At 70.4% G+C, this 21,790-nt stretch carries 20 protein-coding genes; 13 read left to right on the top strand and 7 right to left on the bottom strand.

What is annotated here, in order from left to right:
* Positions 1-210: 210 nt before the first annotated feature.
* Positions 211-1,056 carry an SDR family NAD(P)-dependent oxidoreductase gene (locus OIE67_RS46245; protein WP_326632552.1) on the bottom strand — a complete coding sequence of 282 codons (846 nt, stop codon included), beginning with the start codon at positions 1,054-1,056 and terminating at the stop codon, positions 211-213.
* A gap of 130 nt (positions 1,057-1,186) precedes the next feature.
* Here OIE67_RS46245 and OIE67_RS46240 point away from each other — a divergent pair, with 130 nt between their 5' ends.
* Positions 1,187-2,113 (top strand): RNA polymerase sigma-70 factor, encoded by a 927-nt coding sequence (locus OIE67_RS46240; RefSeq protein ID WP_326632550.1) that lies wholly within the window; start codon positions 1,187-1,189, stop codon positions 2,111-2,113.
* Positions 2,114-2,194: 81 nt separating this feature from the next.
* Here the strand turns inward: OIE67_RS46240 and OIE67_RS46235 are convergent, their stop codons facing one another.
* Complete coding sequence (locus OIE67_RS46235) at positions 2,195-3,097, bottom strand: LLM class flavin-dependent oxidoreductase (protein WP_326632548.1); 903 nt, start codon at positions 3,095-3,097, stop codon at positions 2,195-2,197.
* Positions 3,098-3,399: 302 nt separating this feature from the next.
* On the opposite strand from OIE67_RS46235, the gene OIE67_RS46230 reads away from it, so the two are divergent.
* The 10 genes from OIE67_RS46230 (at position 3,400) to OIE67_RS46185 (ending at position 14,680) form a co-directional block, all read left to right on the top strand.
* Positions 3,400-4,431, top strand: a complete 1,032-nt coding sequence (locus OIE67_RS46230) for a phosphotransferase (protein WP_326632546.1) — start codon at positions 3,400-3,402, stop codon at positions 4,429-4,431.
* Between the two features lie 105 nt (positions 4,432-4,536).
* Positions 4,537-4,707, top strand: a complete 171-nt coding sequence (locus OIE67_RS46225; RefSeq protein ID WP_326632544.1) for a hypothetical protein — start codon at positions 4,537-4,539, stop codon at positions 4,705-4,707.
* 90 nt (positions 4,708-4,797) lie between these two features.
* Entirely contained in the window at positions 4,798-5,319 is a 522-nt protein-coding gene (locus OIE67_RS46220; protein ID WP_326632542.1) for a DUF305 domain-containing protein, read from the top strand.
* A gap of 93 nt (positions 5,320-5,412) precedes the next feature.
* Complete coding sequence (locus tag OIE67_RS46215) at positions 5,413-6,123, top strand: FadR/GntR family transcriptional regulator (protein WP_326632541.1); 711 nt, start codon at positions 5,413-5,415, stop codon at positions 6,121-6,123.
* A 19-nt stretch (positions 6,124-6,142) separates the two neighbouring features.
* Positions 6,143-7,393, top strand: coding sequence for an ABC transporter substrate-binding protein (locus OIE67_RS46210; RefSeq protein ID WP_326632539.1), 1,251 nt, complete (start codon positions 6,143-6,145; stop codon positions 7,391-7,393).
* A gap of 28 nt (positions 7,394-7,421) precedes the next feature.
* Positions 7,422-8,273: a carbohydrate ABC transporter permease gene (locus tag OIE67_RS46205; protein ID WP_326632537.1), complete on the top strand. Its 852-nt coding sequence runs from the start codon at positions 7,422-7,424 to the stop codon at positions 8,271-8,273.
* On the top strand, positions 8,270-9,082 hold the full coding sequence (locus OIE67_RS46200; protein WP_326632535.1) for a carbohydrate ABC transporter permease: 813 nt from the start codon (positions 8,270-8,272) through the stop codon (positions 9,080-9,082). Before OIE67_RS46205 ends, OIE67_RS46200 begins: the two co-directional genes overlap by 4 nt.
* Positions 9,079-12,015 carry a glycoside hydrolase family 38 N-terminal domain-containing protein gene (locus OIE67_RS46195; protein WP_326632533.1) on the top strand — a complete coding sequence of 979 codons (2,937 nt, stop codon included), beginning with the start codon at positions 9,079-9,081 and terminating at the stop codon, positions 12,013-12,015. Before OIE67_RS46200 ends, OIE67_RS46195 begins: the two co-directional genes overlap by 4 nt.
* Positions 12,012-13,238: an enolase C-terminal domain-like protein gene (locus OIE67_RS46190; RefSeq protein WP_326632531.1), complete on the top strand. Its 1,227-nt coding sequence runs from the start codon at positions 12,012-12,014 to the stop codon at positions 13,236-13,238. The genes OIE67_RS46195 and OIE67_RS46190 overlap by 4 nt, the downstream gene beginning before the upstream one ends.
* Before the next feature lie 8 nt (positions 13,239-13,246).
* The gene (locus OIE67_RS46185) at positions 13,247-14,680 is read left to right on the top strand and encodes a S10 family peptidase (RefSeq protein WP_326632529.1); all 1,434 of its coding nucleotides are present in this window, start codon (positions 13,247-13,249) and stop codon (positions 14,678-14,680) included.
* On the opposite strand, the gene OIE67_RS46180 is transcribed toward OIE67_RS46185, so the two are convergent.
* The 5 genes from OIE67_RS46180 to OIE67_RS46160 all read right to left on the bottom strand — a co-directional run bounded on the left by OIE67_RS46180 (position 14,639) and on the right by OIE67_RS46160 (position 19,139).
* Positions 14,639-15,469 carry a hypothetical protein gene (locus OIE67_RS46180; RefSeq protein ID WP_106243438.1) on the bottom strand — a complete coding sequence of 277 codons (831 nt, stop codon included), beginning with the start codon at positions 15,467-15,469 and terminating at the stop codon, positions 14,639-14,641. The two genes, OIE67_RS46185 and OIE67_RS46180, sit on opposite strands and share 42 nt — an antisense overlap.
* An 80-nt stretch (positions 15,470-15,549) precedes the next feature.
* Entirely contained in the window at positions 15,550-15,969 is a 420-nt protein-coding gene (locus tag OIE67_RS46175) for a peptidase inhibitor family I36 protein (protein ID WP_181307717.1), read from the bottom strand.
* A gap of 220 nt (positions 15,970-16,189) precedes the next feature.
* Positions 16,190-16,969: an SDR family NAD(P)-dependent oxidoreductase gene (locus OIE67_RS46170; RefSeq protein ID WP_326632525.1), complete on the bottom strand. Its 780-nt coding sequence runs from the start codon at positions 16,967-16,969 to the stop codon at positions 16,190-16,192.
* Complete coding sequence (locus OIE67_RS46165; RefSeq protein ID WP_326632523.1) at positions 16,966-17,976, bottom strand: DUF4432 family protein; 1,011 nt, start codon at positions 17,974-17,976, stop codon at positions 16,966-16,968. The genes OIE67_RS46170 and OIE67_RS46165 overlap by 4 nt, the downstream gene beginning before the upstream one ends.
* The gene (locus OIE67_RS46160) at positions 17,973-19,139 is read right to left on the bottom strand and encodes a DUF4185 domain-containing protein (protein ID WP_326632521.1); all 1,167 of its coding nucleotides are present in this window, start codon (positions 19,137-19,139) and stop codon (positions 17,973-17,975) included. Before OIE67_RS46160 ends, OIE67_RS46165 begins: the two co-directional genes overlap by 4 nt.
* Positions 19,140-19,282: 143 nt before the next feature.
* Between OIE67_RS46160 and OIE67_RS46155 the strand changes: the two genes are divergently transcribed.
* Positions 19,283-20,893: an ABC-F family ATP-binding cassette domain-containing protein gene (locus OIE67_RS46155; protein ID WP_326632519.1), complete on the top strand. Its 1,611-nt coding sequence runs from the start codon at positions 19,283-19,285 to the stop codon at positions 20,891-20,893.
* A 67-nt stretch (positions 20,894-20,960) separates the two neighbouring features.
* Positions 20,961-21,761 (top strand): hypothetical protein, encoded by an 801-nt coding sequence (locus OIE67_RS46150; RefSeq protein WP_106243450.1) that lies wholly within the window; start codon positions 20,961-20,963, stop codon positions 21,759-21,761.
* The last annotated feature ends 29 nt before the right edge of the window (positions 21,762-21,790 follow it).

The raw sequence follows: 21,790 nt of genomic DNA, 5'->3' as shown, positions 1-21,790 counted from the left end.
GCCCGCGCCTCCGCCTGGGCCGTGGCCCGCTCCGCCACCACCGCGGCCCGCGCCTCCGCCGCCGGCCGCGTGGCCGGCCGGGTCGGCGCAGTCCGCCGGCACGGGCTGCTTTCTGACGCTCGTGGGCGTGGGGGTGCTCCTGCTGCTGCTGTACGTCATGGCGGTCCTCGTCAAGGCCGTGTCGATCAGCGGCACGACGTCGTACGACGGTCAGCGGGCGTCGAGCGTGCCGTGCGCCTCGATCGACAGGTCCTGCCAGTCGGACCAGGTCTTGAGCCGGGCCGCGTACGCCTGCTCGATCAGCGGCTGGAAGCCCTTGCCGAACAGCACCCGCACCGGCGGGTTGGCGGAGTCGACCAGCTTCAGCAGCGCCTGCGCCGCGGCGGCCGGGTCTCCCGCGGGCATCTTGCCCGCTATCGCGCCCAGCCGCTGACGGAGAGCGTCGTAGGCCGGGTCGGTGGTGGCCATGTGACCGTTCGCGAGGGGGTCGGGGTTGTTGCCGTCGCGGGTGGCGAAGCCGGCCGGTTCGATGATGGTCAGCTTGACGCCGAACTCGGCCACCTCGCCGGCGAGCGCCTCGTTCAGCCCCTCCAGGGCCCACTTGGAGGCGTGGTAGGCGCCGCCGAGCGGCATCGCGATGATCCCGGCCGCCGAGGACAACTGGACGATGTGCCCCGAGCGCTGCTCGCGCAGGTACGGCAGCGCGGCCTGAACCACCCACACCGCGCCGAACAGGTTGGTCTCGAGCTGGTCGCGCAGCTCCTGCTCGGTCAGCTCCTCGACCGCGCCGACCTGGGCGTAGCCGGCGTTGTTCACGATGACGTCGAGCCGGCCGAAGTGCTCCTTGGCCTGCTTCACGGTCTCGAAGACGGCGGCCCTGTCGGTCACGTCCAGTTCCAGGGGGAGGATCGCGTCGCCGTAGGTGTCGGTCAGCTCCTTGAGGGCGGCGCTGCTCCTGGCGGTGGCGGCGACCTTGTCACCGCGCGCCAGGGCCGCCTGGACGAAGTTGCGGCCCAGGCCGCGGGACGAGCCGGTGACGAACCAGACCTTCTGCATGATGTGCTCCTCTTTGCCGGTTGCTTCAACCCCCTGGACGAGACAGCCCCGCATGGATGTGAGCCGGCCTCGGTGTGACCTGCGACACCATGCCGCTCCTGTCCGGGAGGATGATGTAACAGTGGATGGCGTGACCCGTACGGAGGAGTTCCAAGAGCTGAGGCCGCTGCTGTTCGCGATCGCGTACCGGATCCTGGGCAGCGTGAGCGAGGCCGAGGACGCCGTACAGGAGGCGTGGCTGCGCTACGACGGCTCCGCGACCAGGGCCGAGTCGCCCAAGGCGTTCCTGTCGGCCACGGTGACCCGGATCTCGATCGACGTGCTGCGCTCGGCCCGCGTCCGGCGTGAGGCGTACGTCGGGCCGTGGTTCCCCGAGCCGCTGCTGACCGACCCGTACCAGGATCCGGAGCGGTCGGCGGAGCTGGCCGACTCGGTGTCGATGGCGGCGCTGATCCTGCTGGAGCGGCTCAGCCCGCTCGAACGGGCGGTCTTCGTGCTGCGCGAGGTGTTCGCGTTCAGCTACCGGGAGATCGCCGCCGCTGTGGAACGGTCGGAGGCCGCCTGCCGTCAGCTCGCGGTGAAAGCGCGCCGCCACATGGACGCGGGCCTGCCCCGCTTCGAGGCCGATCGCCGCTCGCGCGACCTGCTCGCCGCCCGGTTCTTCGGCGCGCTCAAGGAAGGGGACGTGGACGGGCTGCGGGAGTTGCTGGCCGCCGAGGTGCAGCTGGTCAACGACGGCGGCGGCAAGATCGGCAGCACGGTTCCGCTCTTCGGCGCGGACAAGGTCGCCCGGGTGCTGGCCGTCACCATCCCGCCGTTCGCGTGGATCGGCGCGGTGCTGGAGGCGCACGAGGTGAACGGCCAGCCGGGCGCGATCATCCGCGACCGCGACGGGCTGATCGTCATCGCCTGGGCGATCGACATCGTGGACGGACGCGTCCAGACCATCCGCTCGATCGTCAACCCCGACAAGCTCGGGCATCTCGGCCCGGTCGGCGACGCCGTCGCGGTCATCAACGAGAAGAAGCAGCTCCGCCGCGACCGGCAGACGCCGTGACCCCGGTGTCGAGGTCGGCGTAGGAGGTCGTGCGGCCCGGCGCTGATGCCCGCGTGGGTGCCGGGTGACCTGGTGGGGACGTCAGTGCAGGAGGGCGCGGGTCTGGGCGAGGGCGTCGACCTGGGTGCGCCAGTCGCCGGCCGCGATGCCGATGACGGCGTGACTGGCCCCGGCCTCCCGGTACGCGGCCAGCCGCTCGGCCGCCTGCTCGGGCGAGCCGGTGAGGGGGATGTCGAGCACCTCGTCCAGTGGGCGGCCGTAGGCGCCGCTGATGCCGGTGGCGATCTCCTCCCGGGTGGGCAGGCCGTCGCCGGTGCCCAGGGCCGACGTGCCGCCGATCGCGATGAGCGGGGTACGGCGGCCGTACCCGGATGCCAGCTCGGCCAGTCTGGCCCGGCCGGTGGCGACCTCTTCGGGGGAGATCAGGGACGGGAACCAGCCGTCGCCCAGGCGGGCCGCTCGCCGGATCGCCACCGACGACGCGTTCCCGACCCACACGGGCGGCGGCTCGACGGCCGGGGCCAGCTCGACCACCGGTCCGTGCTCAGGCGTGAGGTGGGTGGGCTTGCCTGTCAGGAGGTCGGGCAGGAGCTCCAGCGCGGCGTCCGTGCGGGGGCCGCGTTCTCCGTACGGGACGCCGGCCGCGGCCCACTGCTCAGGGCCGCCTCCCGAGCCGACACCGAGGACGAGGCGGCCGGCGGAGACGTACTGGAGGGAGGCGATCTGCTTGGCGGCCCAGGCGAGCGGGCGGATGGCGGGGACGAACACGCTGGTGCCGATCGTGATCCGGGTGGTGGCCGCGGCGGCGGTGGCCAGGGCGACGGGCGCGTCCAGGGTCGGGCCGCCGATGGCGAGGTGGTCGCCGTGCCAGGCTCCGTCGAGTCCTGCCTGCTCCAGGTGCCTGGCGGCCTCCCACAGCGTGAGGCCGTCCCTGCGCTGCACGCCGACTCCGGGCAGGATGACGCCGATCGCGAAATGTTGCATGGGATCAACGATGCAACCTCAAGCGAGGTCGAGGTCAACGGCGAAATCTGGTGGCGATCGGGACGGCCGGAAGCCACGATCGTCCCTATGCCGAAACCCATGACACGTGAGCGGCCCGCCGTGCCGCAGGAACCGGGGATCCCGGTCCGGCCTCATCGATCCAGCTCCGATCCGCGTGATCGCGCGCCGATACGGCGTGTTCTGGGGCAAGGGCAGTGAGCGGGTTCGCGGCTCGGCGGTTCGTCGGGGCCGATGACGTGGCACCGCTGGCGCGGGAGGTCCTCGGTCCGAGCCGGAGGCCGGTGACGGTCGAACGGGTGCGGGGCGGCACCAGCAAGGGCGTCTACCGGCTGTCGGCGGACGATGGGCGCAGCGCGATCCTCTACGTGTGGAGCCAGGACGAGGATTTCTGGCGAGCCCCGAGCGCCCCGAGCGCCCCGAGCGTCGTCGGCGGTCAGGGCGGTCAGGGCGGTCAGGGCGGTCAGGGCGGGACGGTGGGTGAGCCGTCCGGGCTGGAGTTGTTCGAGGCGAGCCGGGCGCGGTTCGAAGGGCTCGGGGTGCGGGTGCCGCGCCTGCTCCTCGCCTCCCGCGCCGGCGAGTGGCTGCCCGCGGACGCCGCCGTCGTCGAGGACCTGCGCGGCGGCACCCTGGAGGCGCGGCTGCTGGCGGATCCCGAGGGTGCCGCGCCCCTGATGGATCGCCTGGCGGAGTCGCTGCGGCTGATGAGCGAGTGCCGGGCGCCCCGCCCTGGCCGGGTCGCCGACATCGATCACGGCCAGGCGGGAGAGGGCGACGGCGATGCCGCCATCGGCCGCGGAGGTGACGCCGAGGAGGTGCGTGACGGCGGCCCCGGCGGTGGGTCGTGTCCTGGGATCGTGTTGCGGTGGGCGTTGAAGGATCTGGGGGAGGCCGCCGGGCGGGTCGGGCGGATCGCGGCTGAGCGGGGCGCGTTCGAGGACCTTCTGCGTGGCCTGCACGCCGCCGTGCGCCCGCGAACCGATCACGGGCTTATTCACGGTGAGCTCGGCCCGGATCACGTCCTCATCGACGATCGGGACGAGCCGATGCTCATCGACATCGAGGGGGCGTCGTACTTCGACGTCGAGTGGGAGCACGTCTTCCTGAAGATCCGTTTCCACGATCACTACGAGCGGCTGCGGGTGGACGGGCTGGACGAGCGGCGGCTGCGCTTCTACCGGCTGGCGCACCACCTGTCGCTGGTGGCGGGGCCGTTGCGGCTGCTGGACGGTGACTTTCCCGACCGCGACTTCATGACGGGGATCGCGACACAGCACACCGAGGCCGCGCTGAGCTTCCTGAACACTCTCAAGTAGGTCGAGAGCGGTCCCGTGTCCGGATGTGGACAGGGGCGGGCGGCACGTATCCACAGGGCCGCCGCGGCCTCTGAGCCGGGAGGACCAAACGCCGGCGGCGCGCCGGTGACGCTGTCGGAGGACGGGACGAAGCTGGTACGGGGGAGCGAGTTCGTCCAGGGCGAGGGCGATTGGCTGACGCTGCCGATCGAGCCGGAGCTGCTCCCCGGCATCAGCGGCCGTCAGATCACCGGCTTGTTCCCCCGCTACGACGTCACCGGGGAGGCGTGGTCCTGACCTACAAGGCCCGCGGCCGGTGAGGAGGTAGTGCTCTTGCGCCCCCGTGTCACATCATTTAGGAACGTTTCCTAAAAGGAGCTGATGCGGGTGCGCGCACTCTTAGCCGTCCTGGTGCTCCTGCTGGCCGCCGCGTGCGGGCAGCAGGAGCCGGAGGCACCGGTGAACGCCGAGGACGTGATGTTCGTGCAGATGATGGTCAAGCACCATCGGCAGGGCATCGAGATAGCCAAGGCCGGCACGTCGCGCGCGACCACCTCCGAGCTGAAGACGCTGACCGCGGCGATCGAGAGCACCCAGCAGGACGAGGTCGAGATGATGCTGCGCTGGCTGCACTCCTGGCAGCAGCCGCTCACCCCGGCCACGGAGGCGCACGACCACCACGGCGGGCAGCCGGAGACCGACGTCAAGCAGATCCAGGCGCTGAAGGCGTCGAAGAATTTCGAGTACGACCTGTGCAACCTGCTGATCGCGCACCAGGACGACGCCGTGCAGATGGCCGCCGGCGAGGTGGCGGACGGGGCGAACCCGGAGGTGCAGCGGTGGGCGGCCCAGGTGCAGGCGTCCCGCCGGGGGCAGATCGACCTGCTGATGGACCTGATCAAGAAGTGACCACATGGGCTGATCCGCCCACATAGCCACAAACCTCAAGAAAACTCCGCTCTTCATAGACGCCAGCGCCGAGAAGTGATTAGATCACTTGATATGTCCGAGGTAGCGCGGCCTACGCTTTCCGACGCTCTCACCGAGCGCATGCTGGAGCTCATCCGTACAGGAGGGCACCGGCCCGGCGACAGGCTGCCTTCGACCAGGGAACTCTCCCAGCGCTTCGCCGTCACCACTCCTACCCTGCGCGAGGCGCTGCGCCGTCTTGAGGCCACCGGGGCCATCGAGATGCGGCACGGCTCCGGCATCTACGTCGGGGCCGCCATAGAACGGCTGGTTCTGCCCAACCCCAACATGCGCGAGATCCACGCGGTTCAGCTCCTTGAGCTGCTCGACGCGCGGATCGTGATCGAGCCCCCGCTGGCCGCCATGGCCGCCGAGCGCGCCGGCCAGGAGGAGCTGGCGCCGCTCAAGCAGGTGCTCGACGGGGCGGGCAGGCATCTGCGTGGCGAGGACGCCGAGTTGCACGACGCGAACATGACCTTCCACCGGGCCACGGCGCGGCTGGCGGGCAACAGCGTCCTGCACGAGGTCGTCGACTCGCTGCTCACCGTGCACGGCCCGGAGCAGCGCGAGATCCTGCAGATCTTCGACGACCGGCGCCGCGACTACGAGGAGCACGTGGCGATCCTCGCGGCCATCGAGGCGCGCGACGCCGCGCGGGCCGAAGAGCTCATGCGCAGCCACCTGGCGGACGTGAAGACGGTTGTAGAGCGCAGGATGCGACCCCCGATGAAAGCCCCCCGATGAGAACCAAGGAGGCCGGCCCATGTTCCGGTCACGTATGGCCACGCTCGGCGTGGCGGCGCTCGTCCTGACCGCGTGCGGTGGCAACGGCGCCGAGGCGCCGCAGAAGAAGACCGAGCTGACGCTGTACAACGACAAGGGCGCGTGGACCAAGTACTTCGACGAGATGGGCGCGCTGTCCAAGCAGCGGATCGGCCTCGGCATGAAGCCCACGGGCTACACCGACTCGGCCCAGTACCAGGCCTTCATCAAGGCGTCGTTCCGGACGAAGGTCAAGCCTGATCTGTTCACCTGGCAGACCGGGGGGATGCTGGCGGAGGTCGTCAAGCAGAAGCAGGTGGCCGACACCACCGCCATCTGGCAGGAGGCCATCAAGGCCGGCGACCTGTCGCAGGACCTCCTGCCCTACTACACGGTCGGCGGCAAGCAGTACTGCGTGCCGATGAACGTCGCCTACTGGGGGATGTTCTACAACAAGAAGATCTTCGACAAGTACGGGCTCAAGCCGCCGCAGACCTGGGACGACCTGGTCGCCACCGCCGAGACGCTGAAGAAGAACGGCGTCAAGGCCTTCTACCACACCAGCGTGCTGTTCTCCTTCGTCTGGTTCGAGCAGCTCATGGCGGGCACCGACCCCGACCTGTACGACCGCCTGGCCACCGGCAAGGCCAAGTACACCGACCCGGGTGTGGTCCAGGTGATGGAGCGGTGGAAGCAGCTCATCGACGCCGGCTACTTCATCAACCCGGGCGACAAGACCGACCCCGGCGACGTGCTGAAGAACGGCAAGGCCGCGATGGTCTCGTTCGGCTCCTGGTTCAACACCAGCATGACCACGCGGGACATGAAGGCGGGCACCGACTACGACTTCTTCGTCATCCCGAACGTGAACCCCGCGCTGCCCAAGACCTCGATGATCTTCGAGAGCGGCCCGCTGTGCTCGCTGACCAAGGCGGACGACCCCGACGCCAGCCAGAAGTACCTGAAGTGGTGGACGAGCGCGGAGGCCCAGGAGAAGTGGGCGACCAGCCGCGGCGACGTGAGCGCCAACCCGAAGGTGACGATCGGCGACAAGGCGCTCGGCACGGTCACCAAGGACGCGGGCGGCGGCAAGTACCGCCTGGTCAACCGCTACTTCGAAGCCACGCCGCCGCCCGTGCTGACCGCCGCGCTGGACGGTTTCAGCAAGTTCGTCACCGAGCCGGACAGCTACAAGGAGGTCCTGGAGACGATCCAGAAGGCCGCCGACGAGTACTGGAGCACCCACCAGTGAGCGGGGGAACGCCTCACGGGATGAGGCCATGAGAAACGCCGCTCCCATGTTCGGCCGGTTCAGGTACGGATACGTCGCGCCCGCGGTCCTGCTGGTCGCCGGGCTGCTCTACGCGCCGTTCGTGTGGACGGCCTACCTGAGCCTGACCCGCTACGACGGCCTCGAACCGCCGGCGTTCGTCGGGCCGGCCAACTTCGCCAAGCTGTTCCAGGACGAGGCGCTGCTCACCTCCACCCGCAACACGCTCATCTGGGTGATCGGCACCATGGTGCTGCCGGTCGGGCTCGGGCTGCTGGTCGCGGTGCTGTCGTACGACATCAAGGGCGGCGCGTGGTACCGGGTGCCGTTCATGCTGCCGTACGCGCTGAGCGGCGCCGGCCTCGCCATGGTGTGGAGCCCGATCCTGTCCCACGACGGCATCGCCAACCTGCTGCTCGGCGTGGACACCGCCTTCCTCCAGGACGCGCCCGCGAACACGTTCGCCATGCTCGCGGTCTGGACCTGGCAGCAACTCGGGGTGAACACCCTGCTGTTCGTCGTCGGGCTGCAGTCCATCCCCAAGGAGCCGATCGAGGCCGCGCGCCTCGACGGGGCCGCGGGGTGGCGGCTGTTCCGGCACGTGATCTGGCCGCTCATGCGGCCGCTGACGGCGGTCGTGGTCGGGCTCGCGCTGGTGGCCGGGCTGAAGACGTTCGACATCGTGTGGGTGCTGACGCAGGGCGGTCCAGGACGCAACTCCGAGACGCTCGCGGTGACCATGTACAAGGAGACGTTCGTGGCCAGCGACTACGGCTACGGCTCGGCGGTGGCCGTGATGCTGACCGTCGTCACCGGGCTGGCGTCCTACCTCTACCTCAAGAGGCAGGTGACGGCCACATGATCAGGCGTGCCGTGCTCGTCGTGCTCGGGCTGGTCTGGCTCGGGCCGACGTACCTGCTGCTCGTCAACGCCTCCCGGCCGGCGAGCTCGTACGATCCCGGCAGCGCCTGGATCCCCTCCGGCGACTTCGCCCTGTTCGACAACTTCGCGCAGGCGCTGGAGGGGGCCAACCTGTCGCAGAGCCTGGCCAGCACCGCGCTCTACAGCGTCGTGTCGCCGCTGCTCGGCGTGGTCATCGGGGCGCTGGCCGGTTACGTGATCGTGGTGCTGCGGCTGCGCGGCGGGTTCTGGTGGTTCCTGCTGATCTTCGGCGGCACCGTGTTCCCCTCGCAGATGCTGCTCGTGCCGCTGTTCGTCGGCTACAGCGACGCCGGCCTGTACGACAGCCGCCTCGGCCTGATCCTCGTCTACACGGCGATCAACGTGCCGCTGGCCGCGTTCGTGCTGCGCAACTTCTACTCCGGCGTCGCCTTCTCGATCTTCGAGGCGGCGCGGATGGACGGCGCCTCCACGTGGCGCATCTTCTGGCGCATCTACCTGCCGATCTCGTTCACGGCGCTGACGGCCGTGTTCATCCTGGAGTTCACCTTCATCTGGAACGACCTCATCTTCGGCCTGACCCTCAGCCAGACCGAGGAGGTGCGGCCGGTGATGACCGCCATCGCGGGCCTGATGACCGACGTGTACGCGGGCACCCCGGTCCCCGTCGGCCTGGCCGCCGGGCTGGTGGTCTCGCTGCCGACCGTCGTGCTGTTCCTCGCCACCCAGCGCCTCTTCGCCAGGGGCCTGTCACTAGGGAGTGTTCAATGACCAGCCGGTTGCTGCAGCGCAGCCTGGGAAGCCCCGACTACGACGGGATCAGGCAGGCGCTGCGCGACGACACCTCCACGCCCGTCATCAGCGTGCGCGGCCTGGAGGTGCGGGTCGCGGTGCTGCCGCTGTTCACCCACGACGGCCGCCAGGCCGTGCGCGTCTCCAGCACCGAGCCGCTGACGCACGTGCTCGTGGGCGTGGACAGCGGCTCGGGCAAGGACGTCACGCTGCTGGTGCCCGAGGTCGACGCGCCGCGCGAGCTGACCCTGGAGTGCCGCGACGACGCCGGTGTCGTCGGCACCGCGCGGATCACGGTGACGCCGCAGCGCAAGTGGAGCGTGTTCGTGGTGCACCACTCGCACCTGGACATCGGCTACACCGACCCGCAGGGCACGGTGCTGCGCCACCACCTCGACTACCTCGACTCGGCGCTGCGGCTGGCCGAGGAGACCGCGTCCTGGCCGGACGACGCCAAGTTCCGGTGGACGGTCGAGTCGTCGATGCCGGCGCTGAAGTGGCTCGACGCCCGGCCCAAGGAGATGGTCGACTCCTTCGCCGAGCTGGCCAGGGCGGGCCTGATCGAGGTGACCGCGCTGCCGTTCCAGCTGCACACCGAGGCCTGCTCGACCGAGGAGCTGCACCGCCAGCTGCGCTTCATCGCCCAGCTGGAGCAGCGGCACGGCTTCACCACCAAGTCGGCCATGCACACCGACGTGCCGGGGGCGGTCGTCGGCCTGGTGGACGCGCTCAGCCAGGCGGGTGTGCGCTACCTGGCCGCCGCGCACAACTGGGCCGGGCGCTCGGTGCCCTACCTGCACGGCGGCGACAAGCTCACCCGGCCGTTCCGGTGGCGGGCGCCGAGCGGCAACGAGATCATCGTGTGGTTCACCGACACGCCGCACGGGATGGCGTACATGGAGGGCAACACGGTCGGGCTGACCGACTCCTACGAGCTGGCCGACGACCTGCTGCCGCGTTACCTGTCCGCCCTGTCCACGCGGGGCTACCCGTACGGGCCCGGGACGTTCGGCTGGCAGGGGCCCGACGCGCCGAAGGAGCCGTACGAGCTGGACGTGCTGCACCTGCGGGTGCAGGGCGCGCACGCCGACAACGCGGGCCCGTCGATCGTGCCCGCCTCGATCGCGCGCCGGTGGAACGAGCAGTGGGCCTTCCCGCGCCTGCGCTCGGCGGTGAACAGCGACTTCTTCGAGCACGTCGAGGAGCACTACCACGACCGGCTCTCCGTGCACGAGGGCGACTGGACCGACTGGTGGGCCGACGGGCTCGGCTCGGGGGCGCGCCCGCTCGGGTACGTCCGCCGCGCCCAGTCGGCCCTGCGCGTGGCCGAGACGCTGCACACGCTGGCCGGCGTGGACGCGACCGAGCAGATCGACGCCGCCTACGACAAGGTCGCCCTGTTCAACGAGCACACCTGGGGCGCGGCCAACCCGTGGGAGGACGCCGAGGAGGGCGGCGACTCAGGCGGCCTGCAGTGGACGCGCAAGTCCTCCGGCGCCTACTCCGCCCAGGACGACGCGAGCGACCTGCTGCACGCCGCGACCCGCAGGTTCGCCGCGGCGCTGTCGGAGCGCGGCACCGAGGGCGGCGCGCTGGCCTCCTTCGCCGTCTTCAACCCGGCCACCTGGGCCCGCACCGACGTCGTGCGCGCGTTCCTGCCGCGCGACGTGGTGGGCGCGGACGTGCCGATCGCGCTGGTCGACTCGCGGACCGGTCAGACGCTGCCGCACCACGAGGAGCTGGTGGACCCGGCGGACTGGCCGACCAGGCCGATCGGCCGGCACGTGCACGCGGTCGTGCCGGACATCCCCGGCTACGGCTACGCCCGCATCGACGTCGTCCCCGGTCGGGCGCAGGCGCCCGAGCCGGTCGAGCTCGACCTGGACGGCGTCATCGAGAACGAGTTCTACCGCGTCGCGTACGACGTGCGCGAGGGCTACCTCAGCTCGATCTTCGACAAGCGCGCGGGCCGGGAGCTGATCAACGGCGAGGCCGCGGCCGGCTTCGGCCAGTACGTCTACGACCAGTACGCCACCGCCCCGCACTTCAACCACCTGTCCGGACACGTCGGCGCGCACGACCGCACCCTGCTCGGCGACCGCGCCATCGGCAGGAACGCCACCGTCAAGGAGGTCAGGCGCACGGCCGTGGGTGAGAGGCTGGTCGTGGAGCTGCAGGGCAAGGGCGTCGACTGGATCCGCACCACGATCGAGCTGCACAACGGCGTGCCCAGGCTCGACCTGACCTACCAGCTCGCCAAGCAGGGCACCCCGGCCAAGGAGGCGGTCTTCCTGGCCTTCCCGTTCGCCGCGGGCAGGGCCACCGCCTGGGAGCTGACCGGCGGCGTCGGCGGCCCCGACGTGGCCCGGGTGCCCGGCTCGGCCGAGTACATGCTGCCGATCAGGCACTGGATCGCCTTCGAGGACCCCGGGCTGAGCATCGCCTGGGCCACGCTGGAGGCGCCGCTGGTGCAGCTCGGCACCATCCACATGCCGTACGCGCCGTTCCCGCCGACCCTCGACGAGGAGGACGGCACGGTCTACTCGTGGGCGCTGAACAACATCTGGGACACCAACTTCCCGACGCAGCAGCAGGGCGAGACCACCTTCCGCTACGCGGTGACCTCCGGCACCGAGGCGACCGGCGTCCGGCTCGGCGCCGCGGCCGCGGCCGGGCTGTGCGAGCCGTTCGTCGGCGTGCTGGTCACCGACAGCCCGGACGTCTCGGAGACGTACGCGTCGGTCGACCATCCCGACGTGCTGATCACCTCGCTCGGCCATGACGGCGTCGTCCGGCTGCAGTCGCTGGCCGCCGAGCCGGTGCGGGCGACGGTGACGATGCCGGGATTCGAGCAGGCCGAGGCGAGCCTGCCCGCCTACGGGGTGGCCGTGGTCAGGGGGACGCGTCAGTGAAGATCGTCGACATCAGGGCCACGACGGTCGCGGTCCCGCTGGAGGCGCCGCTGCGGCACAGCAACGGCGCCCACTGGGGCCGGTTCGTCCGCACGATCGTCGAGGTCGAGGCCGACAACGGGCTGATCGGGCTGGGGGAGATGGGCGGCGGCGGCGAGAGCGCCGAGGCGGCGTTCAGCGCGCTGCTGCCGTACCTGAAGGACCACGACCCGTTCCAGCTCGAAGCGCTGCGCTTCAAGATCGCCAACCCGACGGCCTCGCTCTACAACAACCGCACGCAGCTGCTGGCCGCGATCGAGTTCGCCTGCCTGGACCTGATCGGCCAGCACCTCGGGGTGCCGGTGCACGACCTGCTCGGCGGGCGCGTGCGCGACCGGGTGCCGTTCGCCTCCTACCTGTTCTTCCGGTACGCCGCCGAAGGGCATCCCGAGATCCGCACCCCCGACCAGCTCGTCGCGCAAACGGCGGCACTCAAGGCGGCCCACGGGTTCACCGTGCACAAGCTGAAGGGCGGCGTGTTCCCGCCGGACTACGAGCTGGAGTGCTACCGCGCCCTGGCCGAGGCGTTCCCGGGGGACCGGCTCAGGTACGACCCCAACGCCGTGCTGTCGGTGGCCGAGGGCCTGCGCTTCGGCAAGGCCATCGAGCACCTCGACAACGACTACCTGGAGGACCCCGTCTGGGGGCTCGAAGGGCTGCGGATCGTGCGCGAGCAGGTCAAGGTGCCGCTGGCGACCAACACGGTGGTGGTCAACTTCGAGCAGCTGGCCTCCAACGTGCTGCGCAGGGGCGCCGACGTGGTGCTGCTGGACACCACGTTCTGGGGCGGCATCAGGCCGTGCGTGAAGGCGGCCGGGGTGTGCGAGACGTTCCAGCTCGGGGTGGCCGTGCACTCGTCGGGCGAGCTGGGCATCCAGCTCGCGACCATGCTGCACCTGGGCGCGGTGCTGCCCAACCTCACCTACTCGGCCGACGCGCACTACCACCAGCTCAGGGACGACGTGATCGAGGGAGGGAAGATGGCGTACTCGGAGGGCGCCATCTCCGTCCCCTCGGGTCCCGGGCTGGGCGTGCGGCTGGACAAGGAGCGGGTGGCGCGGTACGCGGAGCTCTACCGGGAGCAGGGCGGTTATCCGTACGACCGCGATCCGGGGCGTCCCGGCTGGTACGCCACGGTGCCCAACGAGCGCTTCGCGGACCCGACGCGCGATATCGCACCATAATGTGTTGAATGTCTGAAGATTCGAAGCAGGCCCTGGCCGACAACCTCGTCACCACCAGCCACACGCTGCCCTCCGGCCAGTCGTACACCGCGACGACCGGGACCATGGTGCTGCGCGAAGAGGTGGTCGCCGACGGCAAGTTCGAGGGGCTGCGGCCCAAGGCGGAGGTGTTCGTCACCGCGTACACGCTGGACGGGGCCGAGCCGCTGAGCCGGCCGGTCACGTTCGCGTTCAACGGCGGGCCCGGCTCGTCCAGCGTGTGGCTGCACCTGGGCGTGCTCGGGCCCCGCCGGGTCGTCATGGGGGACGCGGGGGCGCTCCTGCCGCCCCCGTACGGGCTGGTGGACAACGAGGAGAGCCTGCTCCAGGTGAGCGACCTCGTCTTCATCGACCCCGTCTCCACCGGCTACTCGCGGGTGGCCGAAGGGGAGAAGACCGAGCCCTACCACGGGTTCGCCGGCGACCTGGAGTCCGTCGGCGAGGTGATCAGGCTGTGGACGACCAGGAACGGGCGGTGGATGTCGCCGAAGTTCCTGGCCGGCGAGTCGTACGGGACCGTGCGGGCCGCCGGCCTGGCCGACCACCTGCAGTCGCGCTACGGCATGTACTCCAACGGCGTCATCCTCATCTCGTCCGTGCTCGACTACATCACGGGCGAGTTCAACGACGGCAACGACCTGGCCTACGCCCTCTACCTGCCGACGTACGCGGCCATCGCGCACCACCACGGCCTGCACGGCGACCGGCCGCTGGCCGAGGTGCTGCGCGAGGCCGAGGAGTACGCCTCGGGCGACTACCTGTGGGCGCTCACCCGGGGCAACCGGCTCAGCGCCGAGGAACGTGCCGCGGCGGTCACCAGGGTCGCCTCGCTGGCCGGGCTCAGCGAGGACTACGTCGACCGGGTCAACCTGCGCATCGAGCACATCAGGTATTTCACCGAGGTGCTGCGCCCGCGCCGCCAGGTCGTCGGCCGGCTCGACGGCCGCTTCACCGGGTGGGACCCCGACTCCGGCCGCGAGCACTTCACCGCCGACCCCAGCATGGACGCCATCATGGGGCCCTACAGCGCCGCGCTCAACCACTACCTGCGCACGGAGCTGGGCTACGCCAACGACCTGCCGTACGAGATCCTCACCTCGCGCGTGCAGCCGTGGTCGTACAAGGAGTTCGAGAACGCGCACGTGCAGGTCGCCTCCAACCTCGGAGCCGCGATGCGGGCCAACCCGCACCTGCGGGTGCACGTGGCCTGCGGCTACCACGACGGCGCGACGCCGTACTTCGCCGCCGAGCACACCTTCGCCCACCTGCCCGTGCCCGCCGAGCTGGCCGCCCGGATCGAGTTCAGGTACTACGAGGCCGGCCACATGATGTACGTCCACGAGCCCAGCAGGCTCGCCCAGTCAGCGCACCTGGCGGCCTTCGTGCTCGGCGAGCAGGCGTGAGGCCCGGCCCAGCCGCTGCTTGAGGTTGGCGCGCAGGGCGGCGAAGCGGTCGGCGTTGTCACGGATGACGGCGCGCTGCAACTCGGCGTCGGCCGCGTACCAGGCGGCGACCAGGCCCGCGGACCACTTGCAGGTCGTGTCCGCGGTCGCGACCAGCTTCTCGTCCTCGGTCACGGCCGGCTTGTCGAGGTCCCAGCGGCCGTCGGCGATGGCCGCCTCCGGAGCCGGGTAGGTGTGCCCGGCCTGGCTCATGCAGGACTGCCAGCGCCGGACCGCCGCCGTCACCGACGGGTGCTTGGCGGCCTGCTCCAGCGTGAGCGAGTCCTGCAGCGCCAGCCACGGCCAGTCCGCCTTGCGCGCGCCCTTGTCCAGGGTGAGCGTGGCGCGGTCCAGGCAGCCGCGGTTCGCGGCGGTGCCGTACAGGCGGTGGCGGGTCCGCTTGGGCAGCTTGCCGGCCCAGGCGGCGGTGGTGTCGGGGGAGGGCGGCCTGGCCAGGTGGTAGCCGTGGCTCCTGGCGGCCGCGATGTCGGTGACGCCGTAACGGCGTGAGTTGCCGGGATCGATCGCCGCGATGGCGGCCGGGTCCTCGGCGGGCGGCGCGACGGTGACGCCCTGCTTGCGCATGCATCGCGCGACGAGTGCGTTGTGGGCGTTGCCCAGGACGGCCCGCTGCTCGGGAGTGGTCTTGTAGGCGTCGAACGGCAGCACCAGCTGCGACACCGAGGTGACGCCCCGCGCGGGCGCCGGTGCGGCGGGCTCGTCGGCGCGGCAGGCCGCGGTGGCCGTCACGAGCAGCAGGGCGCTCGCGATCAGCCCGCGGCAGCCGGTTTCCGGCGGCCAAGCCCGGAAACCGGCACTCCCTGTATTACTCAGTGGCACCAGATGTCGATCGCGCTGGTGCGGTTGTTGCCGATGGCGTTGTTCGCCAGGAACCCGTCGTTGGAGTTGTGCGTGAACGTGCTGTGGGCGCCGGTGTACCCCGGGTGCTGCCAGAGGGTGGCGCTGCAGCCGACCCGGTTCCTGACCGAGCTGGTCTCGTTGTCCATGCTGTGCCAGGAATTGCTGAAGTCCCAGTTCAGCCAGTTGTTGTCGGCGAAGTTGGAGTCGTCCTGGGTGAAGTCCCGCCAGTGGTCGACCTGGCCGCGGTTGTAGTCGAAGCCGGCATACAGGCAGACACGACCGCCGTAGCAGGTCGAGCGGGGGCTGGCCACCGCGGCGGCTGTGGGGGCGAGCGCGGTGAACAGGGCGGCCGCGGCGACGAAGCCGGCGGCCTTCTTGGATAGCCTCACAGGTCTCTCCTCGATCAGTGAGTCGTTTCGACCTCGTAACTTAGCGTGCTGAATCGAATGCGAGTTGTACTGACTCGCCGATTCCAAAAGGGCTCCACGCCCGGGAAAGGGTCGCGTGCCCCGGCCCGCCGACTCACTCGTATCAGGCTGGTGAACTGCGCCTTCACCGCATTGGCCGAAGCCTTGGCGGTGAAGGAGAAACCCGTGGCCTGCGCACTACCTATTCGGGAAGCGCCGCCGGATTCTGCGCCAGCAGACCGCCGTCCACCCGATGCTCGGCCCCCGTGATGAAAGACGACCGCGGTCCGGCCAGAAATGCCACCAATTCCGCCACCTCCTCGGGCCGGCCCACGCGGCCCAGCGGATGGGAGCGGCCCCACTGCGCGATCTGCTCCTCCTGCGACAGCTCGCCGCGCCACAGGTCCGCCGCCCAGCGCAGCATGGGGGTGTCGACCGAGCCCGGGCAGACCACGTTCACCCGGATGCCGTCGGCCGCGTGGTCGAGCGCCATCGACCTGGTCAGGCCGTTGAGCGCGGCCTTGCTCGACGAGTACGCCGCCACCTGCGCCTGCGAGGAGAACGCCTGCACCGACGACATGACCACGATCGAGCCGCCGCCGCGGGCGCGCAGCTCGGGCACGGCGGCCTTGCAGGTGAGGTAGACGCCCTTGAGGTTGATGTCGAACACCTCGTCCCAGACCTCTTCCGGGGTGTCCTCGACGGTGCCGTAACGTTGCACCCCGGCGCAGGTCGCCACGATGTCCAGCCCGCCGAACCTGCTCACCGCCAGGTTCACCAGATCGCGCATGTCACCGGCTCTGCGCACGTCGGCGATCCGGCCGACGATCCGCCTGTCCTGCCCGGTGTCTTGCTCGGCGCCCTTGTCGACGCCGCAGAACACCACGGACGCCCCGCCGTCGGCCAGCCGGTCGACCACGGCCCGTCCGATCCCCGTCGAACCGCCCGTGACCAGCGCGACCTTGCCGGCGAACTCGCTCATACCCTTACCTCCGCGCGCAAACTCAACACCTTCGTCTCGTGGGGCTCCAACGTCAGGGCCGTGCCGTTGGCCACGGCCGCGGCCAGGCCGTCGGTCGGCATGCCGGCGAACGGCTCCAGCCCCACCGTGTACGCCCGCCCCCACCACGGGTAGCCGGTGGACGCGCCGACCTCCTGCCACATCCACAGATACGGCAGCACCGACGCGTCCCACTCAACACGCATAGCGATATCCCCCGATATTTCGTACCAACCCTCGTCGAAGCCGGTCAGATAGACGATGTCGCTCGGCGCGCCCGGCTCCGGCACCACGCTCAGATCCGTCGTGCCGCCGCCGTCGGCCGGCACGAGCGGCCACTCCCACGGCCCGCCCGCCCTGACCCGGCGGGCCGGCGGGGTGATCGCGCTCTCGTGCGGGATCACCCGGACGCCCTCGGGCAGCCGGATCCTGGCCCCCGGGCGCAGGAACGGCCGGCCGAACACGATGTGCTGGCCCCACATGGCGTGCAGCGGCAGGCCCGACTCGTTCGTGGCCCGCCCCTCGATCTCCAGCGCGGTCGTGCCGGAGCGCAGCCGCAGGACCTTCTCCATCCGGTACGGCAGCCGCCGCGTGCGCACGCTCAGCCGCACCGCGACCTCCTCGGGGGAGTCGGCCACGACCTCGCACTCCCACGGCAGCCCGGACACCTCGCCGTGCTGCGCCAGCCGCGCCCCCCGGTACTCGCTGGGCGCGCCCCCGTTGGGGAAGACCTCCTGCCAGCCGCCCTCGTAGTGGTCGACGAACTGGGCGACCCCGTCGGCCGCGCCCTGGAGATGCTCGCGCGGGTCGCGCAGCCCCTGCGGCGAGAGCCAGACGAAGTCCGTGTCCGTCGGCTTGTGCAGGAACTCGACCACGTCGCCGCCCTTGCCGGGCAGGACGCTCACGCGCAGCCGTTCGTTCTCCAGCGTGACCGCCCGCAGCCCGTCGATCGTGCCGTGCCGCAGCCGGGCCGCCCAGTTACGCCTCATCCGAACGTCACGTCCAGAAATCGGGGGCGGTAGATGGAGACGTCGCGGTAGTGGTCGGTGTTGACGAAGCTGTTCACGTTGTACGACACCACGAGCCCGTCGCCGGCCACGTCGGGATGGGCGTGGGCGTTGTAGGTGAAGATGTTCCCGCTGGTCTCGGGGGTCGTGTAGACGTGCTGCTTGCCGGTGAAGGGGCCGGAGGGCGAGCACGAGGAGTAGGCCACGATGTTCGCGCTCAGCGCCTCGGTCGTGTCATGCGTGATCAGGACATATCCGGATCCAACCCGGCTCACGCTGTACTCGTTCGCCACGCCGTCCATCACCCGCGCCGAGTCGGCCTCGTTCGCCGACCAGGTGCCGTCGGCCCTGAGGTACTCCCAGCGGCCGAGCAGGCTCTGCCCCTTGACCCGGGCGACGTGCATGTACTTGGGCGAGCCGAGGTCCTCGACCCCGTACACGTAGGTGTGGCCGCCGTCCCTGAGCACGCCGGAGGCCCAGGCGACGCCCTGGCCCGAGGGCAGGTCGTGCACGCTGATCGGCCGGTCGAGCCGCCCGGGCGCGAACCTGGCCACCACGTTCCGGTGCCAGCGCCAGTCCCATGCTCCGGGGCCGAAGCGCTCGTACTCCTGGTAGGTCACCTCCACGATGCCGCCCGCCAGCGTCGCGTCACCGGCCCAGTACCAGTGGTCCTCGTCGCGCGGCGGCATCACGGCCGTCGGCTTCGCGGCGGTGCCGGCGTGGATGGTGGACAGCCTCCCGTCGCGTTCGACGGCGAAGGAGTTGTTCAGGAAGACCGTGCTCCCGCCCTCCTCGACCACGGGCGGGCGGGTCCCGTCGGGGTTGACCCGGCCGAGGAAGGTGTCGGAGAACACCCAGAGCTCCTGCCCGCTGGGCAGCTTGAGCGAGTAGGTGCCGTCGGCGCCCGTCCAGTCGTCCAGGCGACTGTTGTCGTTGCCGTAGTTGGTGAACAGGGCGGTCAGCCGGGCGTCGGTGCTGGCGCCCGTGACCGTGGGGGCGCAGTCGGAGGCCGCCGCCGGCGCGGCTCGCTGCTCCTGGACGACGGGCACGGGTCTGGGCGGCGCGGCGAGGGCCTGGTGCGGGGCTGCCGTGAGCCCCAGCAACGCGATGGCCAGGGGTGCGAGGGCGGAGCGGAATCGCGTCATCACGTGTCCTAGGGGGAGGGGTTCCCTACAGTTCTAGTCATTAGATCACTTACTGTCTAGGGGTCGAGTGAGCGCGCCGGTGTCCAGGGTGGCGTGCCGAAATCCATGTGACCAGGGCGCGGGCGGGCGGCTACCCTGCCGGGATGGGACACGTGGAAGTCGGACATTTGACGTACGTGCTGCCCGATGGGCGGCCGCTGCTCGACGACGTGTCCTTCCGGATCGGCGAAGGCGTCAAGGCCGCGCTCGTCGGGCCCAACGGCGCGGGCAAGACCACGCTCATGCGCCTGATCGCGGGCGACCTCCAGCCGGTCGAGGGCAGCGTGGCCGGCTCCGGCGGCCTGGGCGTGATGCGGCAGTTCATCGGCAGCGTGCGCGACGGCAGCAACGTGCGTGACCTGCTCCTGGGCGTCGCGCCGCCCGCGGTGCGGCAGGCCGCCGAGCGGCTCGACCGGGCCGAGCTGGCCATGATGGAGCGCGACGACGAGAAGACGCAGATGCGTTACGCGCAGGCCATCAGCGACTACACCGACGCGGGCGGCTACGAGATCGAGGTGCTCTGGGACACCTGTACGGTGGCCGCGCTCGGTGCCCCGTTCGAAAGACTGAAATATCGGGACGTGGCGACGCTGTCGGGTGGCGAGCAGAAGCGCCTGGTCCTGGAGGCGCTGCTGCGCGGCCCCGACCAGACCCTGCTGCTGGACGAGCCCGACAACTACCTCGACGTCCCCGGCAAGGAATGGCTGGAGCAGCAGCTCAGGGAGACGCCCAAGACCGTGCTGCTGGTCAGCCACGACCGCCAGCTACTGGCGAACGCGGCCGACCGCATCATCACCGTCGAGTCCGGAAATGTCTGGATTCATGGGGGCGGCTTCCGTACGTACGCCGAAGCCCGCAGAGCCCGCAACGAGCGCCTCGACGAGCTGCGCCGGCGCTGGGACGAAGAGCACGCCAAGCTCAAGACCCTGGTCAACATGCTGAAGAACAAGGCCAGGTACAACGACGGCATGGCCGCCGCCTACCACGCCGCCCAGACGCGGCTGCGCAAGTTCGAGGAGGCCGGGCCGCCCGAGGTGGCGCCGGCCGAGCAGAACATCAAGATGCGCCTGCGCGGCGGGCGCACCGGCAAGCGCGCGGTCATCTGCGAGGAGCTGGAGCTCAAGGGCCTGATGCGCCCGTTCGACCTGGAGGTCTGGTACGGCGAGCGGGTCGCCGTGCTCGGCTCCAACGGCTCCGGCAAGTCCCACTTCCTGCGCCTGCTGGCGGGCGAGCAGGTCGCCTGCGAGGGCGTGGCCAGGCTGGGCGCCCGCGTGGTGCCCGGCCACTTCGCCCAGACCCACGCCCGGCCCGACCTGCTCGGCCGCACCCCGGTCGAGATCGTCATGACCGAGCACGCCAGGCTCAAGAACGAGGCGATGAAGATCCTGGCCCGCTACGAGCTGGCGGGGCTGATCGCCGAACAGCGCTTCGACACCCTGTCGGGCGGCCAGCAGGCGCGGCTGCAGATCCTGCTGCTGGAGCTGTCGGGGGCCACGCTGCTGCTGCTCGACGAGCCGACCGACAACCTCGACCTGGCCAGCGCCGAGGCGCTGCAGGCCGGCCTGGAGGCGTTCGAGGGAACGGTGCTGGCGGTCACCCATGACCGCTGGTTCGCCGCCGATTTCGACCGTTATCTGGTCTTCGGCTCCGACGGCACGGTCTACGAGTCGGCCGAGCCGGTATGGGACGAGACCAGGGTGGTCCGTCCGCGTTGACAAAGAATTGGTAGGGCTGGCGCGTGTCCCCCGCCAGCCGTGCCCATGCTCGGGTTATCACGGCAAAGTGATCCCGCGTAGCCGAACCGCCAGCCTCCTCGCACTCGGGGCGATCTGCCTCACCGGGTGCGCGAGCGAGGAACAGCCGGTCCAGAAGCTCAAGCCGCTCGCTCTCAAGGAGCAGGTCTCCCACATCGTCAAATCCGCCGACGGATATGCCGTCACCTGGGCGGGCGTGCTCAGCAACGCCAACCCGTGGCACTTCGGCGAGCACGTGGTGGCCACGATCGTCGGGCACGACGCCAAGGGGAGCGAGGTGCTCAAACTGGACCAGCCGCTCGACGCGGTGCCGCCGGGCGGCACGCTGCCCTTCACCGGCCAGGCCGTGGCCACCCAGAAGCCGGCCAAGGTGACGATCCAGTACCGTCCCGCGCGGTGGCGGCCGGCGGCGCGCATTCCTTCGGCGTTCCAGCGGTTCCCGATTTCGCGGGTCCAGACCATGCGCCAGAAAGATGGCACGTACCTTATTACTGGATATGTCGGCAACCCTTATCAAATATCGGCGAGCAGTCTGGTCGTGAACGCGATGCTGCGCGACAAGGCGGGAAAGCTCGTCGGCGGCGGCAGCACCTATGTGGACGACGTGAAGGCCGGCAGCCCGCCGCGGTTCATCCTCACGGTGGGCGGCCTGCCCAGGGGCTCGCAAGTGGCCAGGACCGAGATCGCGGCCAGGACCTGGGGCTCCACCGGCCGCCCCTACGAGGACCTGGCCCTGTCGGGAGCCGTTCCCGTGCACACGGTCAAGCCCACGAGTGAGCCGTTCGCGGTGGACCGGAACACGCAGGTGGCGTCCGAGCACAAGCAATAAATAAGCCGCGCCTATCCGGAATGTCGGGA

This window comes from Nonomuraea fuscirosea (genome assembly GCF_035917475.1).
Taxonomy (GTDB): Bacteria; Actinomycetota; Actinomycetes; order Streptosporangiales; family Streptosporangiaceae; genus Nonomuraea; species Nonomuraea fuscirosea.
Note: the sequence above shows the minus strand (reverse complement) of the source record. Positions and strands in the feature narration are given on the sequence as shown.

Excerpts from the sequence above, each read along its gene's own strand:
- OIE67_RS46245 (WP_326632552.1), bottom strand. The coding sequence starts at position 1,056 with ATGCAGAAGGTCTGGTTCGTCACCGGCTCGTCCCGCGGCCTGGGCCGC.
- OIE67_RS46235 (WP_326632548.1), bottom strand. The coding sequence starts at position 3,097 with ATGCAACATTTCGCGATCGGCGTCATCCTGCCCGGAGTCGGCGTGCAG.
- OIE67_RS46215 (WP_326632541.1), top strand. The coding sequence starts at position 5,413 with ATGTCCGAGGTAGCGCGGCCTACGCTTTCCGACGCTCTCACCGAGCGC.
- OIE67_RS46210 (WP_326632539.1), top strand. The coding sequence starts at position 6,143 with ATGTTCCGGTCACGTATGGCCACGCTCGGCGTGGCGGCGCTCGTCCTG.
- OIE67_RS46205 (WP_326632537.1), top strand. The coding sequence starts at position 7,422 with ATGAGAAACGCCGCTCCCATGTTCGGCCGGTTCAGGTACGGATACGTC.
- OIE67_RS46200 (WP_326632535.1), top strand. The coding sequence starts at position 8,270 with ATGATCAGGCGTGCCGTGCTCGTCGTGCTCGGGCTGGTCTGGCTCGGG.
- OIE67_RS46195 (WP_326632533.1), top strand. The coding sequence starts at position 9,079 with ATGACCAGCCGGTTGCTGCAGCGCAGCCTGGGAAGCCCCGACTACGAC.
- OIE67_RS46185 (WP_326632529.1), top strand. The coding sequence starts at position 13,247 with ATGTCTGAAGATTCGAAGCAGGCCCTGGCCGACAACCTCGTCACCACC.
- OIE67_RS46170 (WP_326632525.1), bottom strand. The coding sequence starts at position 16,969 with ATGAGCGAGTTCGCCGGCAAGGTCGCGCTGGTCACGGGCGGTTCGACG.
- OIE67_RS46165 (WP_326632523.1), bottom strand. The coding sequence starts at position 17,976 with ATGAGGCGTAACTGGGCGGCCCGGCTGCGGCACGGCACGATCGACGGG.
- OIE67_RS46160 (WP_326632521.1), bottom strand. The coding sequence starts at position 19,139 with ATGACGCGATTCCGCTCCGCCCTCGCACCCCTGGCCATCGCGTTGCTG.
- OIE67_RS46155 (WP_326632519.1), top strand. The coding sequence starts at position 19,283 with ATGGGACACGTGGAAGTCGGACATTTGACGTACGTGCTGCCCGATGGG.